Origin of the sequence: Cryobacterium sp. TMS1-13-1 (assembly GCF_004403125.1) — a bacterium.
GTDB lineage: Bacteria > Actinomycetota > Actinomycetes > Actinomycetales > Microbacteriaceae > Cryobacterium > Cryobacterium levicorallinum.
Genome location: NZ_SOGX01000010.1, coordinates 889,727 through 905,941 on the forward strand (window position 1 = coordinate 889,727; position 16,215 = coordinate 905,941).

Below are 16,215 nucleotides of genomic sequence, written 5' to 3' on the forward strand. Positions count from 1 at the left end.
CGTTCCAAAATCTCGCCCATTTGGTAATTCGGGGGAATTCCCCTTGGCGGCAAGGCAGGATAGATATATGACACGTTCAGCACCTATCGACGACATCAACGAAAATAATCTTGTCGTCACCGCGCCCAAGACCCACGCGGCCGGCATCCAAGCCGTAGCGGTGGCGCTCGATCGGGGTATTGCCCAGGCTGGTATCGTTCGCACCGCACGGTCGCTGCTGCGCCTCAACCAGCGCGACGGCACCGACTGCCCCGGATGCGCGTGGCCGGAATCCCAGGGACATCGCAAGACCGCAGAATTCTGCGAAAACGGCGCGAAGGCCGTCGCTGAAGAGAGCACGCTACGCACGGTGACGCCCGCGTTCTGGGCAGAGCATTCCATCGCCGAGCTCGCCACCAAGACCGAGTATTGGCTCGGAAACCAGGGCCGCATTACGCACCCCGTCGTCATTCGCCCGGGCGACACGCACTACTCGCAGATCTCCTGGGATGATGCTTTCGAGCTCATCGGTGAGCAGATTCGCGCCACGGTACCCGACCGCACCGTCTTCTACACGTCTGGCCGCACCGCCAACGAGTCGGCGTTCATGTACCAGCTGTTCGCCAGGTCGATCGGCACCAATAACCTGCCCGACTGCTCCAATATGTGCCACGAGTCCTCCGGCTCAGCACTGAACCCCACGATCGGCATCGGCAAGGGTACGGTCTCGCTGGAAGACATCCACCAGGCCGAACTCATTATGGTGGTCGGCCAGAACCCGGGCACCAACCACCCGCGCATGCTGTCGGCCTTGGCCGAATGCAAGGACAACGGCGGCAAGATTGTGGCCGTCAACCCTCTGCCCGAAGCGGGACTGTTCAACTTCATGGACCCGCAGACTCCGAAGGGCGTCGTCGGCAAGGGCACCAACCTGGCTGATGAGTTTCTGCAGATCAAGGTCGGCGGTGACCTGGCCCTGTTCCAGGCGCTCGGTCATCTGTTGCTCGAGGAGGAGGCCCGCATACCGGGGTCGGTCATCGACCACGAGTTCGTCGCCGCGAACACCGACGGAATCGAGGCCTATCGGGCCGCCCGATCGGTGATCGACTGGGCCGAAACGAAAAAGGCCACCGGCCTGGACCGTGCCGCGATCGAGACGGTGGCGCAACTGCTCATCGCGAGCAAGGCCACCATCATCTGCTGGGCGCTCGGACTGACCCAGCAGCCGCACTCGGTGAACACCCTCAAGGAGATCATCAACCTGTTGCTCCTGCAGGGCAACTTTGGCAAGCCCGGCGCAGGCGCCTGCCCGGTGCGCGGCCACTCCAACGTTCAGGGCGACCGCACCATGGGTGTGTGGGAAAAGCCGAAGGAGCCCATGCTCGCCGCCCTCGACGCCGAGTTCGGCATCGTATCCCCGCGGGAGCATGGCCTCGACTCCGTCGACACGGTGGATGCCTTCGTGCACGACCGCGTCGACGTGTTCGTCTCCATGGGCGGCAACTTCGCCCTGGCTTGCTCCGATACCGACCTGCTGGAGAAAGCCATGCAGCGCGTCGGTCTCACCGTGCATGTGTCGACCAAACCCAATCGCTCGCACGTTATGCACGGTTTGACCTCGCTCATCCTGCCGACGCTCGGCCGAACGGATACCGATGACAAGCATCCGTCGGGCCGCCAGGTGCTCTCAGTGGAAGACTCGATGTCGGTCGTTCGCACCACTCAGGGACGCCTCGAGCCGGTGTCTGAGCACCTCCTCGCCGAACCGGTGATCATTGCCCGCATGGCCAACGCCACGCTCGGAGACGACCACCCGGTCGATTGGAAGGCGATGGCGGAAGACTACGACGTCGTTCGTGACCACATCTCCCGCGTCGTACCCGGCTTCGTCGACTTCAACGTTCGGCTCAAGACCAAGAATGGGTTCGTGCTGCCCAACCCGCCGCGCGATACGCGCAGCTTTGCCACCGATATTGGTCTGGCCCGGTTCACGGTGAGCCCGATCGAGTACCTGTCGGCGCCAGAGGGTCACTTGATTTTGCAGACCATCCGCAGCCATGACCAGTACAACACCACGTTCTACGGTCTTGACGACCGCTACCGCGGCATCAAGAACGGTCGTCGCGTCATCCTCATCCACGAAGACGATGTCACCGAGCTGGGCTTCGCCGACCGCGATATGGTCGACGTGATCAGCACGTACCAGGGCGTCGAGCGCCGAGCCGACACGTTCCGCCTCGTGGTCTATCCGACACCGCGCGGCTGCGCGGCTGCGTACTTTCCGGAGGCGAACGCACTCATGCACCGCGAGCTCGTGGCCCGCGAATCGAACACCCCCGGTTACAAGGCCATGACCGTGCGCTTCGTTCCGGCCGGCGCCGCTGCCTAGCCTGAGTCAGGCGGCCTGGTCGTCACGCTGTGCGTCGATGATCCGGTCGCCGCCGGCATAGACGACCATGGAGTTGCCGCGGAGAAAACCGACCAGGGTCATGCCAACCTCGACGGCGAACTCCGCGGCGAGTGACGAGGGCGCCGAGACCGCCGCGAGCACGGGAATGCCCGCCATCAGGGCCTTCTGGGTGAGTTCGAAACTCGCCCTGCTCGATACCATGAGCACCGTGCCGGTCAGCGGCAGCCTGTTCTCCTTGACTGCCCAGCCGATGACCTTGTCAACGGCGTTGTGCCGGCCGACGTCTTCGCGCAGCACGAGCATTTCGCCGGTAGCGGCATCGAACAGGCCGGCCGCGTGAATGCCGCCAGTCTTCTCGAACACGTTCTGCCCCGCGCGCAGCTTGTCGGGAAAAGTCGTGAGCAATTCGGCAGTCACTCGCACCGCGTCATCCGCTATCTCAAAGACTGATTTGGTGCGCACGGCATCGATGCTCTCCTTGCCGCACAGGCCACAGGAGCTGTTGGTGATGAGGGAGCGCTCCAAGCTCCGTTCCGGTGGCGCGACGCCGGCACCGAGGGTGACGTCCAGCACGTTATAGGTGTTGACCCCGTCTATCGCCCCAGCGCAGTAGCGGGCCGAATTAAAATCGTCGCCCTGCGTGATGACGCCCTCCGAGACTAGAAACCCCGCCGCAAGGTCGATGTCGTTACCCGGGGTACGCATCGTGACGGCAAGGCGGCGGCCGTTCACCCGAATTTCCAGGGGTTCTTCGACCGCAAGCAGGTCCTCGCCAGCCAGAGGCTGGGCACCGACGGTGATTCGGGTAATTTTGCGTCGCGCGGTAATTCTGTTCATTCTTAAAGTCTCCCACGCTGGTGCCGTTACCGCACTCCAGCCTTGCCGATTAGCCGCCGATGTAGGACATTTCGATTTTTTTGGCACCAGACGCCCGAAGCTCACTGGTCTTCGCGCTCCGCAGCTGCGAATAGCGGTCGGTGCGCTCCCGCCAGAGGTGCGCCATAACGGTGGAGAGTTCCGCGTCGGAGCATCCGCCGCGCATGAGCGCCCGCAGGTCGTGGCCCTCGGTGGCGAACAGGCAGGTGAAGAGTTTGCCATCGGTCGACACGCGGGCGCGCGAGCAGGTCTGGCAGAAGTTCTGGGTGACGCTCGAGATGACGCCGATCTCGCCGCCGCCGTCCTGGTAGCGCCAGCGGCGGGAGGTCTCGCCGCTGTAGTTCGGGGCGATCTCTTCAAGCGGCAGCTCGGCGTGGATGCGCGCGATCACGTCCTTCGACGGAACGACGGCGCCCATCTCCCAGCCGTTGCTCGAACCGACGTCCATGAACTCGATGAACCGCAAAATGTAGGGGGTGTCCTTGAAATGCCGGGCCATGGCGACGATGTCCTGGTCGTTCTTGCCGCGCTGCACGACCATGTTAACCTTGATCGGGCCAAGGCCGACGGCTTCGGCCACGTCGATGCCGTGCAGCACCTTCGCGACCGGAAACTTCACGTCGTTCATGGTGCGAAACGTGGTGTCGTCGAGCGAGTCGAGCGACACCGTGACGCGCTTCAGGCCGGCATCCTTGAGCGCCTGCGCCTTCACGGCCAGCGCCGACCCGTTCGTGGTCAGGGCAATGTCGATTTCGCGCCCGTCGGGCGTGCGCAGCTCGGCCAGCAGGGCAATGAGGTCTTCAAGCCCCCTACGCAGCAGTGGTTCACCGCCGGTCAGCCGAATCTTCTCAACGCCATGGGCGACGGCCACGCGCGCGAGCCGGGTGAGTTCCTCGAAGCTGAGCAGTTCGTCGTGTTCCATGAACGCGAAGTCCCGGCCGAAGATCTCCTTCGGCATGCAGTAGACGCAGCGAAAGTTGCAGCGGTCGGTGACGCTGAGGCGCAGGTCGTGCAACGGCCGGTTCAGCCGGTCGGTCACGGTGCCGGTGGGCGTTTCAAGGTCCACCGGAATGTCCGAGCGCTCTCGATAGAAGCGCGGAGCTGGTTCTGCAAGGTCGGCGCCGGTCATGTTCCCACCCTAACCCCGCGCTCCGCCCGGGGATACCCAGAACACCGGTTCTAAGCGGATGCCGCGGCTCGCGGCCTGAATCCGTGGCTAATTCAGGAATTATTTCAATTTCTGAGCGGATCCGACGCTATTAGCTCAGATTCGGGTCGGATTTCCTGAATGAGCCACGCGGCGCGCGGATGCTGATGCCGCCGATACAGGAACGGCCCGCCCGGGAGAATTCCCGGGCGGGCCGTTCACCTATCTGCTGTTAGCCCTTGACGTAGCCGTTGGGGTTTAGCACGTACTTCGTCGCCGCGCCGGCGTCGAATTCGGCGTAGCCACGCGGGGCATCTTCGAGGCTGATGGCCTGGGCGTTGACGGCCTTGGCAATCTGTACCTTGTCGTGCAGGATCGCCATCATCAGCTGGCGGTTGTACTTCATCACCGGGCACTGGCCGGTGGTGAACGACAGCGATTTGGCCCAGCCGAGGCCCAGCCGAATCGACAGTGAGCCCACCTGAGCGGCCTTTTCCTTGGCGCCCGGGTCGCCCGTGACGTAGAGGCCGGGAATGCCGAGGGCACCGCCGGCGGCGGTGACCGTCATGAGCGAGTTGAGCACGGTGGCCGGAGCCTCGTGGTCGGCGTCCTTACCGTGACCACGCGCCTCGAAGCCCACGGCGTCAACACCGGCGTCGACCTCTGGTACGCCGAGGATCTGTTCGATCTGCTCCCCCGGCTCGCCTTTGCTGAGGTCGATGGTCTCGCAGCCGAAGCTGCGGGCCTGCGCGAGACGATCCACGTTCATGTCACCGACGATGACGACGGCCGCACCGAGCAGCTGCGCCGAGACGGCGGCCGCGAGGCCCACCGGGCCGGCTCCGGCCACGTACACGGTCGTTCCGACGCCGGCACCGGCCGTGTAGGCCCCGTGGAATCCGGTCGGGAAGATGTCGGACAGCATGGTGAGGTCCATGATCTTTTCGAGCGCCTGGTCCCGGTCGGGAAACTTCAGCAGGTTCCAGTCGGCATAGGGAACCAGCACGTACTCGGCCTGGCCTCCCACCCAACCGCCCATGTCGACGTAACCATATGCACTACCCGGACGGTCCGGGTTGACGTTGAGGCAGATGCCGGTCTTGCGTTCCTTGCAGTTGCGACAGCGACCGCAGCTGATGTTGAACGGCACCGACACGATGTCGCCCACCTTGATGAATTCGACGTCGGGGCCAGCTTCGACCACTTCGCCGGTGATTTCGTGACCCAGCACTAGGTTCGCCGGTGCGGTTGTGCGGCCGCGCACCATGTGCTGGTCGGAGCCGCAGATATTGGTGGTCACTGTTTTGAGAATGACGCCGTGTGGCACCTTCCGGCCGACGTTGGCCGGGTTGACACCCGGTCCGTCTTTCAGCTCGAAACTCGGGTAATCAATGTCGATTACCTCGACGACACCCGGGCTCTTGTAGGCAACTGCTCTGTTCCCCGTCATGAACTACCTTCCTGGTTTTACGCTGATCAGGATGATGTGTTGGGCACGACCCGATCGGCACTGGATATTCCTGAACGCTGCGTGTGACGGCAGCTCTCCCACTCCATCACCGCTCAACTGAAATTACAATCAGCAAATTGCCAGTTCGCGCCCCCCTTTCAGGACTACGGCACGACCAGACCGGTGAGCGTCTCAGACCTTCCAGACCTGCACAACGGATGGCCGTGGACCGGTCCAGGCACCGGCCGGCACGGGTGCGCCGAGCGGAACGTAGTCGGGGAATCGGCTCGACTGGGCCGCCCAGCTGCCTCTTTCCCCCGGGTGCTGCACGGCGACGTAGACCATCGATTGCTCAGAGCGGATGACCGGACCGCAGGTTTCGGCCTCGCGCGGCACTGAGAGGAACTGCTGCACCCGGCCGCGCTCGGGGCCGGTGAGCGGTACTTTGAACAGTCCGTCGCAGTATCCGATCGTGCTCGGCGCGCCGTCGGTGGAGATCCACAGGTTGCCCTGGACGTCGAAAGCCACGTTGTCGGGGCAGGAGATGGGCGACACCTTCTCTCTCGGAAAACCGGCGAAGTAGGTGCTCGTGTTCGTCGCGGGGTCTCCGCAAACCAGCAGCAGGTTCCAGTCAAAGGTCACCGAGGTCGCGTCAGAGCCAGTTTCGGTGATCTCTACGATGTGGCCGTCGCGGTTGGCCACCCGGGGGTTGGGCTCGGTGGCGCCTTCCTGACCGAGCGCGCCGCGATCGGTGTTGTTGGTGCAGGCGACATAGATCTTGCCGGTCACCGGGCTCGGCTCGACGTCTTCGCAACGGTCCATTTTGGTGGCGCCGACGGCATCCGCTACCAGACGGGTGTTCACGAGGGCATCGTCGGTACTGAAGCCAGGAACCTGGCAGACGCCGTCGATGACGAGCGCCACCCACTGACCGGTGCCGTCGAAGAGGCCGTCGACGGGTAGCTGGCCGGTGCCGGTGATCTCGCGCTCTGGCGAGTTTCCAGTGAAGCGGGCTACGTAGAGGGATCCCCGGGTGAGCAGGGACTTGTTGTGGGTGCGTGCCTTCGGGCCCTTCTTCTTGTCGAAGCGATCGAAGGAGACAAACTTGTAGAGATAGTCGAAGCGCTCGTCGTCGCCCATGTAGGCGGCGACGTGGCCGGTCTTTCCGACGATGACATTGGCCCCCTCGTGCTTGAACCGGCCGAGCGCAGTGTGCTTGACCGGGGGCTCGTTCGGTGCCTCCGGATCGATCTCCACGATCCAGCCGAATCGGTTGGGCTCGTTCTCGTTGCCGGCGACGGTGGCGTCGAAGCGGTCGTCGATCTGCTCCCAGAGCCGACCGGTGGGGCGATTTGCCAGGCCGTAGCGGGCATCAGCTGTGCTGGTGCCGTTCGTTCGAAAGTACCCGTTGAAATTCTCCTCGCCGGACAGCACCGTGCCCCAGGGTGTGGTGCCGCCGGCACAGTTGCCGAGGGTGCCAAGCACGGTTCGACCGGTAGGGTCGGCCGCGGTCTTCAGCAGGGCGCTTCCGGCGGCCGGGCCGGTGACGGTGAACGGTGTGCTCGCGGTGATGCGGCGGTTGAGGGGGTCACCCACGCGGTAGGTCCAGGGTTGGCCGGCGCGCTTCCGTTCGAGGGCGACCACGGACATGCCGTGGGCCATCATGGCCACGCGACGCTGCTCATCCGCTTCGACCGCAGTGAGCGCTGGCGAAAACATGATGCCCTCGTTGGTGTACTCATGGTTGCTGACGAGGATGCCGGAGCGTCCCTTTGGTCCCTTGCTCTCGATGATGTCGAGGTAGTCATTGTTGTAGCCGAACTGGCGGGCCTGCAATGCGGCGCTCTGGTGTTCGGGGTCGAAACGATCGGTGGCGGCAAAGAGCGGGTCACCCCAGCGGATGATCGGGTTCCAGGAATAGCCCGTCGGAACCACGAAGGAGTCAACGGCAGCCGGAACTGGAGCGATGGGGGCAAACGCGAGGCCGCGGCCAGCAGCGCCGGCCGGGCCGCCCGGCACGGCCATGGCGGGAGCGGGTTCGCCGGAACCGAGCAGGATGGCAGCGGCGCCGACGCCAGCCCCCACGAGCAGGGAACGACGGCTCATGGCGGCCCCCACGATGTCGCGAAAATAGTCGTTCGAGCTCTCATTGGGTACCGGGTGAAAGCAGGCATCCGCGCACTTGAGGTGGCAGGTGACGGCGCTGCGTTTGCCGAGGGTGTGCCCCTGCATGGGAAGGAGCGGAAGCAATGGCCGGTCACGAGCTGGGGCGTGCCGGCTGGGGCCGGTGGATTCGTTGCTCAGCATGCGGGCGCTCCTCGTGGTCGTTTTGGTCCCCGAACTGGGGATAGAACCACTCTCTCGCTGTCCCCTATCCGATTCACGACAGCCCTGTGGCCCGTTGGTGAACGGACCATGAACGCTCGGGGTCGCTAGCTTCTACAGAACGATAAGCCCGATCACCCACACGGCGGCGAAGCCGGCGACTCCCTGGATGGCGGTGGCCGGGGTGAGCGTGCGGTACGCGGTCGCGACCGGAATGCGGCTGAGCTGCGAGACGACCCAGAAGTAGCTGTCGTTGGCGTGCGAGACGACCATGGCGCCGGCACCGATGGCCAGCACGGAGAGCACCTTGCCCAGGTCAGAGTCGAGGCCGAGCGCCGGCAGCAGCGGCAGGAGCAGCACGGAGGTGGTCACCATGGCAACCGTGGACGAGCCCTGGGCGGTCTTGAGCGCGGCCGAGATCAGGAACGGTACGGCCAGTCCAAGACCAAGCGTCGAGAGCGTGCTGCCGAGAAATTCGGTGAGGTCGGATGCCGCGAGAATGGCTCCAAAGGCAGCACCGGAGGCGGTGATCAACAAAATGGGGGCAGAGATACGGATGCCCTCACTCACGCGTTCGCCGAACATCTCCAGTTTTCCCTTACCACGCAGCAGAAACAGCGCGGCAATGAGGCCAACCGCCAGGGCGATGACCGGGGTTCCAAGAAATACGATGGCGGCGTAGAGGGCGGACTCACCGAACGGCAGGGCCGGAAGCTTGGCGATCGAGGCGATGCAGATCAGCAAAATCGGCGCGAGAATGGGCAGGAAGGCCAGGAACGCGTTGGGCAGCTTGCCATAGGCGGCACGGATGGTTTCGTAGTCCGCGTCGAGGTCGCTGTCTTCGCCGGCGAGCTCAGGCATCAGCTCGACGTTCTTTTTCAGGAACCGGTTGGCCCAGAGCAGCCCGGCCAGCGCCGAAACGACGGCGGTGATCAGGCCGAACCCGATGATGAGGCCGAGCTGGTCGATGATGTTGAGGTTTCCGGCGGCCGCGAGCGGGCCGGGAGTCGGCGGCACGAAGACGTGAGTGGCGTAAAGGCCCGTCATCAGGGCGATCGTCATGGCCACGAGCGATACCTTGGCCCGGGCGGCAAGCGATTTCTTGAGGGAGTTGAGAATAACGAATCCGGAGTCGCAGAACACCGGAATCGAAACGATGAAACCGATGACACTCATGGTGAGAGTCGGAAATCGGGTGCCGAGCACGCGAATGAGGGCTTCGGCCATCGATATCGCCGCGCCGGTGCGCTCGAGAACCACCCCGATGATGGTGCCGAACAGAATGATCAGACCGATATTGCCCAGGGTGGCGCCGAAGGCGGTCGTGATGGTCGGGGCGATTTCGGCGACCGGAATGCCGAACGCAAAACCACCGACCAGCGCCGCAGCGAGCAGCGCGAGGAAGGGATTGATTTTCAGCTTCGCGGTAGCGAAGACGATGGCGGCGACGAGAGTCACCAGGATAGCGATGCTCAGCATTGAGAGGGCCTTTCTCTTTCAGGTTCAAGTTCAGGTGGAACGGTGGCGATTAGCGGGAGTGAAGAAAGAGGGCGACGGCGTGCGCCGTGGTTTCGCGTACCCGTGCGGCCGCATTCTGCTGCAGGTCGTCGAGCGTTGCCGGCCCACCGGCGATCGAGAATGCGGCAGTGACACCGGATGCCGCGGTGTCGGCCGCAGACAGCGCCACCCGCCCGGCGATGACGACGACCGGGCATCCTGCCGGGGCGAGACGAGCGACAGCCACGGCCACCTTGCCGCCGAGGGACTGGGAGTCGAAGCTGCCTTCACCGGTGAGTACGAGGTCGGCGTTGGCCATTTTGTGGGGCAGGCCGACGGCATCCGCTACCAGGGTGGAGCCGGGAACCAACTCGGCCCGAAGCAGCGGCACGAGAGTGGCCGGCATGCCGCCGGCCGCCCCCGCTCCGGGCCGGTCGATCATGTCCTCGCCGGTCATATCGAGCACGATCGCGGCGAGGTGGGCCAGGCCGGCGTCGAGCCCAGCGATATCGCGGGGCTGTGCACCTTTTTGCGGACCGAAAACGGCAGCGGCACCGGTGGGGCCACAGAGTGGATTGTTCACGTCGACGGCGAGGCGCCAGCGCACGGTGCGGGCGCGTGGGTGCAGCTCGCTCAGGTCGATCGAGGCAATCCGGGCCAGCCCGGCGCCGCCGGGAGCGACGGGGGTGCCGGCAGCGTCAAGAAACCGCGCGCCGAGGCCAGCCAACAGACCTGTTCCACCGTCGGTGCTGGCCGAGCCGCCGACGCAAACCAGAATCTCTTCGACGTTTTGCTCGAGCAGTTCGCGGGCGAGCAGACCGACCCCGAAGGTGTCGGCGCGCTGGGGCTGGGGCGCGGCATCCGCTACCAGAGGCAGACCGTTAGACTCGGCCGCCTCGATCAGGCCGATGCGGCCGTCGGCCGAGGTCGCGTACCGAGCCCGGCGGCTGCGACCGAGCGCATCGACGGTGAGCATGGTGCGGGGCGTGACTCCCCAGACCGCTGCGATGGCATCGAGCGTTCCCTCGCCGCCATCGGCCATCGGGCACAGCGTGATCCGGGCCTCCGGCAGGCCGAGGGCGAGGCAAGCGCCCCGTGTCCCGGCCGCCATGGCGTCTGCCGCATCGGCCGCGCTCAGACTCCCCTTGAACGAATCGGGTGCGATGACCAGTGTGAGCGGCTTCAGCGCCGTGCGACCATTCATTAATTAAGGCTAGAACAGAATTACGCACATATTCAGGTGGAACGAACCCACATTTATCGGCAACTTACGTCGTTAAACCTGTGCATTGTGCACATATTGGGCCGAATCTGCCGCCAGCGCGACTCGCATCGAAACGGCACAACTGAACCGACGAATATTCAGACCGGTGAGCAACTCGATGCGATCGAGTCGCTGCACCACGGTATTGCGGTGCACGCCGAGCGCCGCGGCGGTGTGCGCGATCGACAATTCTTCGCGCAGAAACACGCGCGCTGTTTCGCGCAGAACCTCGCCGAGCGGGTCGAGCACCGACCCAGCTACGTCGCCCAGCAGTTCGTCTGGCAAGACGGCGATGGCCAGTTCGAGGCCGAGGGAGTCGAGCGGAATTTCGGAGCGCGGCTCTCTGGCTGAGGCGCCGATGAGACCGGGCCGGGCGAGCAGCGCGCTCAGGCGCTCGGCATCATCGGTGAGTTGCATCATCGTCGCGCCAACCCGCCCGGTCAGAAACCGCAAGGACTTGGAGCTGGGCTGTTGCAACCGTTGCTGGAGCAGCGCGAGACCGAGAGCGGTCGACGATCCGCTCAACACCCAGACAGCACCGTGAATATCGGCGGCCACGACTCCGGATACATCGCGCAGTTGACGCAGCAACAACACCGAACGACTGGTTCCAAGATGCAGAATGCCGGTCAGATTCCACGGCGGCTGCAATGGAGCATCAATACCCTGCAGTGCCGCGATCAGGCGCCCTTCAGTGAGCTTGCGCAGCGACAGGCTCGAGAGGATGTCCCGGGTCGCCGATTCCCGCCACGACGCGTTGTCCCGCAGCCGTTCCTGCATGATCAGCATCTGAACGGTGAGCACGAGCACCTGCGCCACCGGCAACACTTCGGCGGGGGTTCCGGTGACCCCGACCACCGCGGCGACGCGTCCATCGAGGATCAGTGGAATATTCACTCCCGGCCGGGTGCCCTGGTGCTCGTCACCGGGAGCAATCTGCACCGTCTCGCCGCGTCCGGCGGCGTTTCGCGCCCCGTCGTGCAGGGTGCCGATACGTGACGCGTCCATCGACCCGATGATCAGCCCTGCGGCATCCATGATGTTGACGTTGTGCACGAGGCTCGGCGCGACCTGCTCGACCAGGCGCTGCGCGAGCGCCCGGGTGATCTGCACAGTATCGGGCAGCACGGCGTCGCTCGGAACGATGTCAGTCACCTGACCATCGTAGATCGAGGTCGGCGGATGGGTCTCGCGCAATCTCTTGTGGCGCGTGTCGGTGGGTTGACCTACACTTTTCATATAGAAGATGCATTCTAGAAGAAGCGGTTTTTTCCAGCATTTGTTCGAATTTGATACAGCACTTTTACAGCACTTTTACAGCACTGGCTGGCTCATCAGCTTTTTTGTGACCAGTCGGTGCGTATGCACCCGAATACCAGCACCCGAACAGGGAGGCCACCTTGCCCCAGATTATTGATACACCGGTTGACGTTGAGCTGTCCGCCGATGGCGACCCGCGCGCGTTCATTTGGAATCGATTCGAGCACACCGTCATCGGGCAACCACAGGCGGTGTTCAAGCGCACCCGCTGGTGGGAGAACGAGGGAACACCCACCCGCATCGACACCGAGCTGTGGCGGCTCGATGCCAGCCGGGGCGGCGAAGAGCAGCACCGATACGACCTGCGCCGCGGCACGGACGGATCCTGGACTTTAGCATTGGACTGGGGATGAACAGCGCGCTGAACTTCCCACACTTGCACGTCGCGAGCGCCTACTCGACCCACTATGGGGTGACACTTCCCGAAGTTCTGGCCGAGCAGGCGGCCGCACAGGGGGCAACGTTTCTCGCCGTCACCGACCGTGACGGGCTCTACGGCGCCGTCAAACACGTGCGCGCCTGCGTTGCCGCGGGCATCCGCCCCGGGCTCGGCGCCGAACTCGCCGTGCACGACGACGAGTACCGCTCGCTCGGCCGGGTGGTCGTGCTCGCCCACGGCAACACCAACGGCCGCGGGTACGCCGCACTCTGCCGCGCGGTCAGTGCCGCTCACGCCGCCGATGCCGGTCACCGCTCTGCGATCACAACCGGCAGCGCCGGGCCGAGCATCTCGCGCGCCCGGCTGGCCGACCAGGCCGGCCTCGCTTCGCTCACCGTGCTGCTCGGCCCAGACTCCGACGTCGGTCTCGCGATCGCACGGCGCGACAATACGGATGCCGCGGCGCGGCTCGCTCACTGGCAGCGTGCCCTGCCCGCCCAGGCCGTCGTGCTCGAGATCGTCTGTCACCTCGCCGAAAGCGGCACGGTCGGCAGCGTGACCCCGGCCACCCGCATGCTTGCCCTCGCCGAGAACGCCGGGCTACCGGCGGTGCTCAGCAATGCCGTGCGGTACGGCACCCCCGAAGAAGCGGTCACCGCCGACCTCGCCGACGCCGCGCGCTATCTGCTGCCGCTCGCCGAACTCGAAACCCCGCAGACCAACGGCCAGGCCTGGCTCAAACCGGCCGGAGCAATGCGCCAGGTGGCCCGTATGGTCGTTGACGCCGGCCTGCATGACACGGGCGCCCTCGAACGGCTGCTGCGCGATACCGAACAGCTCGCTGACCGCTGCAGCCTCGATCCAGCCCTCGACATCGGCCTCGGGCGCCCGCGCATGCCGGAAGCGCGCATCATCGGCGTCACCGGCGACCCGGTTACCGAACTCTGGCGTCGGGCTCGCAGCGGCATCGCCGACCTGTACTCGGCGAGCGGCTCGCGCGCGGTCGAGGCCGCCCACGCCCAACTCGCCCACGAGATGAAAACGGTCGAGCACTTAGGCTTTGCCAGCTACTTTCTCACCGTGTCCCGGGTGGCCGACATTATTCGTGGCATGGGCATCCGCATTCAGGCGCGCGGCTCCGGGGTCGGCTCGGTGCTCAACTATGCGCTGCGCACCTCCTCGGTCGAACCGATCGAAAACGGGCTGCTCTGGGAGCGGTTTCTCTCCCCCGAACGCCAAACGCTGCCCGACATCGACATCGACGTCGAGTCGGCCCGGCGGCACGACATCTACCGCGAGGTCTTTCGCGCTTTCGGCAGCGACCGGGTCTCGCTCATGTCAATGACCAACGCCTACCGCGGCCGCGGCGCCGTGCGCGACGCCGGCCTCGCCCTCGGCCTGCCCGACGCGCAGATCAACGTGATCGCCAAGCAGATGTGGCGGTTCAACGCCCGCGACTTTCGCCGCGCCCTCGAAGAGAAGCCCGAGCTCGAGGCCCTCGCCACCGAGGTGCGCGAATCGCAACAACTCGACCTGTTGGTCGACCTCACCGCGAAACTCGACCGGCTCCCCCGGCACATTTCGGTGCACCCCTGCGGCGTGATCCTCTCCGACGCCAGCCTGCTCGACCGCACTCCGGTGCAGGCGAGCGGCATGGGCCTGCCCATGTCGCAGTACGACAAGCACGACATGGACCCGATGGGCCTGATCAAACTCGACATTCTCGGCGTGCGAATGCAGTCGGCAATGGCGCACGCCGTCGAAGAGCACCACCGACTCACCGGCGAAAGCATCGACCTCGACCGGGTGCCGCTCGACGACCCGAAAACCTTCGAGCTCATTCGCTCCACCCGCACCCTGGGCATCTTTCAGATCGAGTCCCCCGGCCAAATGGAACTGGTCGGCAAGCTGCAACCCGAGGTGTTCAACGACCTCACCGTGGAGATTTCGCTGTTTCGCCCCGGCCCGATGAAGAACAACATGCCGCTCAAATACCTGCAGGCTCGGCACGGCGAGGTCATACCCGACTACATCCACCCCCGCTTCGAACCGATTCTGCGCGAAACGAACGGCGTCGTGATCTTTCACGAACAGGTCATGCGACTGTTCGACGAACTCACCGGCTGCGGCCTCGGCAAAGCGGATGTCTTTCGCCGGCACCTGGGCAAGCCCGAGCAGCTGCCGCAGATTGAGGAGTACCTGCGCGAAAAAGCGCTCGCCCGCGGGTTCAGTACGAAGGTCATCGACCAGATCTGGACGGTGTTGGCCGGGTTTGGTAGCTTCGGTTTCGCCAAGGCTCACGGGGCCGCGTTCGCCCTGCCCACCTACCAGTCGGCCTGGCTAAAAACCCATCATCCAGCGGCTTTTCTCGCCGGGCTGCTCACCCACGACCCGGGCATGTGGCCCAAAGACCTCATCGTCGCCGAGGCTCGGGTGCTCGGGGTACCGGTACTCCCCCTCGACGTGCAGTCGAGCGCGCTCGACTACCGGGTAGAAGATCTCGCCGACGGGAGCCAGGGCATCCGTTTGGCGCTGCCCGAACTCGTCGGCAGCACGGAGGCGGAGCGGGAGCGCATTGCGCGGCACCAGCCGTTCGGATCGTTGCAGGACTTTCGCGACCGGGTGCATCCCCGAAGGCGCACCTTCGAGGCGCTCGCCCGGGTGGGCGCCCTCGACACGTTCATCGGCTACGATCGCACCCGGCGACACGAGCTGCTCGCGCACATTCAGTCGCTGCGCGGCACCGCCGTGGTCATTCGCGCCGACCAGCTCGCGTTCGAGGTGGAGTTGCCGGTGCCGCGGTACTCGGGACTGCACGAATCGGGTGGGCGAACCGGCGCCATCACCTCGCTCGAGCTGCGCGGGCGCACCCAGACCGACCTGGAGCTGCTCGATCTGAACCTGGCCGTCGGGTCGCACCAGATGAAGCGGTTTCACGCGCTGTTCCACGAGTTGGGGGTGACCCCGGCGAGCGAGCTCGGCAACCTGCCCGGCGGCACCGAGGTGCTGCTCGCCGGAGTGCGGCGGGCCACGAACACACCGCCGATGCGCGGCGGCCGCCGCGTGGTGTTCATCAGCCTCGATGACGGCACCGGCCCGGTCGCGAACGTGGTGTTCTTTCACGATGCGCAGGAGCGGGTCGGCGGGCAGGTGTTCCAGACCAATTACATGCTCGTGCGCGGTCGCACCCGCCGTTCTGGGGCCAGGGGCGTCTCGGTGACCGGGGAAAACATCTGGAATCTGTTCGACGTGGCCCGGCAGGTGAAGGAACGGCACGCCGTTGAACGCGCCGCCGCCGAGGAAGCGGCCAGTGCGGCCGCCTACGCGGCCGAGCTGGTGGTGCAGGCACAGGTGTCCAGCACACATTCTTCAGGAGTGCCGGGCGGCACCCTGCACCATCTGCGGGCCGCAGAGAGCGCGTGACGTTGTACTCGCCAGCGAGCGCTACTGGCCGGGCGGGGCGGGTGCCGGGTCCAGCGGGGCCGGCTCGGCAGGCGGGGCCGGCTCCACGGGCGGGGCCGGCTCCACGGGCGGGGCCGGCTCCACGGGCGGGGCCGGCTCCACGGGC

10 protein-coding genes are annotated in these 16,215 nt (G+C 65.2%); 3 read left to right on the forward strand and 7 right to left on the reverse strand.

The window, feature by feature from the left end:
• Positions 1-67: 67 nt before the first annotated feature.
• Positions 68-2,368 (forward strand): FdhF/YdeP family oxidoreductase, encoded by a 2,301-nt coding sequence (locus E3T31_RS13540; protein WP_134469184.1) that lies wholly within the window; start codon positions 68-70, stop codon positions 2,366-2,368.
• A 6-nt stretch (positions 2,369-2,374) separates the two neighbouring features.
• Here E3T31_RS13540 and fdhD read toward each other — a convergent pair whose 3' ends face one another.
• From fdhD to E3T31_RS13575, 7 genes are all read right to left on the reverse strand, one after another.
• Positions 2,375-3,226 (reverse strand): formate dehydrogenase accessory sulfurtransferase FdhD, encoded by an 852-nt coding sequence (gene fdhD, locus E3T31_RS13545; protein WP_134469186.1) that lies wholly within the window; start codon positions 3,224-3,226, stop codon positions 2,375-2,377.
• Positions 3,227-3,275: 49 nt separating this feature from the next.
• Positions 3,276-4,394, reverse strand: a complete 1,119-nt coding sequence (gene moaA, locus E3T31_RS13550) for a GTP 3',8-cyclase MoaA (protein WP_134469188.1) — start codon at positions 4,392-4,394, stop codon at positions 3,276-3,278.
• Positions 4,395-4,644: 250 nt separating this feature from the next.
• On the reverse strand, positions 4,645-5,862 hold the full coding sequence (gene fdhA, locus E3T31_RS13555) for a formaldehyde dehydrogenase, glutathione-independent (protein WP_134469190.1): 1,218 nt from the start codon (positions 5,860-5,862) through the stop codon (positions 4,645-4,647).
• A 192-nt stretch (positions 5,863-6,054) separates the two neighbouring features.
• Entirely contained in the window at positions 6,055-8,094 is a 2,040-nt protein-coding gene (locus E3T31_RS13560; protein WP_241977956.1) for a PhoX family phosphatase, read from the reverse strand.
• 207 nt (positions 8,095-8,301) lie between these two features.
• Positions 8,302-9,666: a GntP family permease gene (locus E3T31_RS13565; RefSeq protein WP_134469194.1), complete on the reverse strand. Its 1,365-nt coding sequence runs from the start codon at positions 9,664-9,666 to the stop codon at positions 8,302-8,304.
• Positions 9,667-9,715: 49 nt separating this feature from the next.
• Positions 9,716-10,888: a glycerate kinase gene (locus E3T31_RS13570; protein ID WP_134469196.1), complete on the reverse strand. Its 1,173-nt coding sequence runs from the start codon at positions 10,886-10,888 to the stop codon at positions 9,716-9,718.
• A gap of 72 nt (positions 10,889-10,960) precedes the next feature.
• Positions 10,961-12,103: a sugar diacid recognition domain-containing protein gene (locus E3T31_RS13575; protein ID WP_166788509.1), complete on the reverse strand. Its 1,143-nt coding sequence runs from the start codon at positions 12,101-12,103 to the stop codon at positions 10,961-10,963.
• Between the two features lie 245 nt (positions 12,104-12,348).
• Here E3T31_RS13575 and E3T31_RS13580 point away from each other — a divergent pair, with 245 nt between their 5' ends.
• Positions 12,349-12,621: a hypothetical protein gene (locus tag E3T31_RS13580; RefSeq protein ID WP_092450722.1), complete on the forward strand. Its 273-nt coding sequence runs from the start codon at positions 12,349-12,351 to the stop codon at positions 12,619-12,621.
• Positions 12,618-16,070, forward strand: a complete 3,453-nt coding sequence (locus E3T31_RS13585) for a DNA polymerase III subunit alpha (RefSeq protein ID WP_134469199.1) — start codon at positions 12,618-12,620, stop codon at positions 16,068-16,070. The genes E3T31_RS13580 and E3T31_RS13585 overlap by 4 nt, the downstream gene beginning before the upstream one ends.
• Positions 16,071-16,215 lie beyond the last annotated feature (145 nt).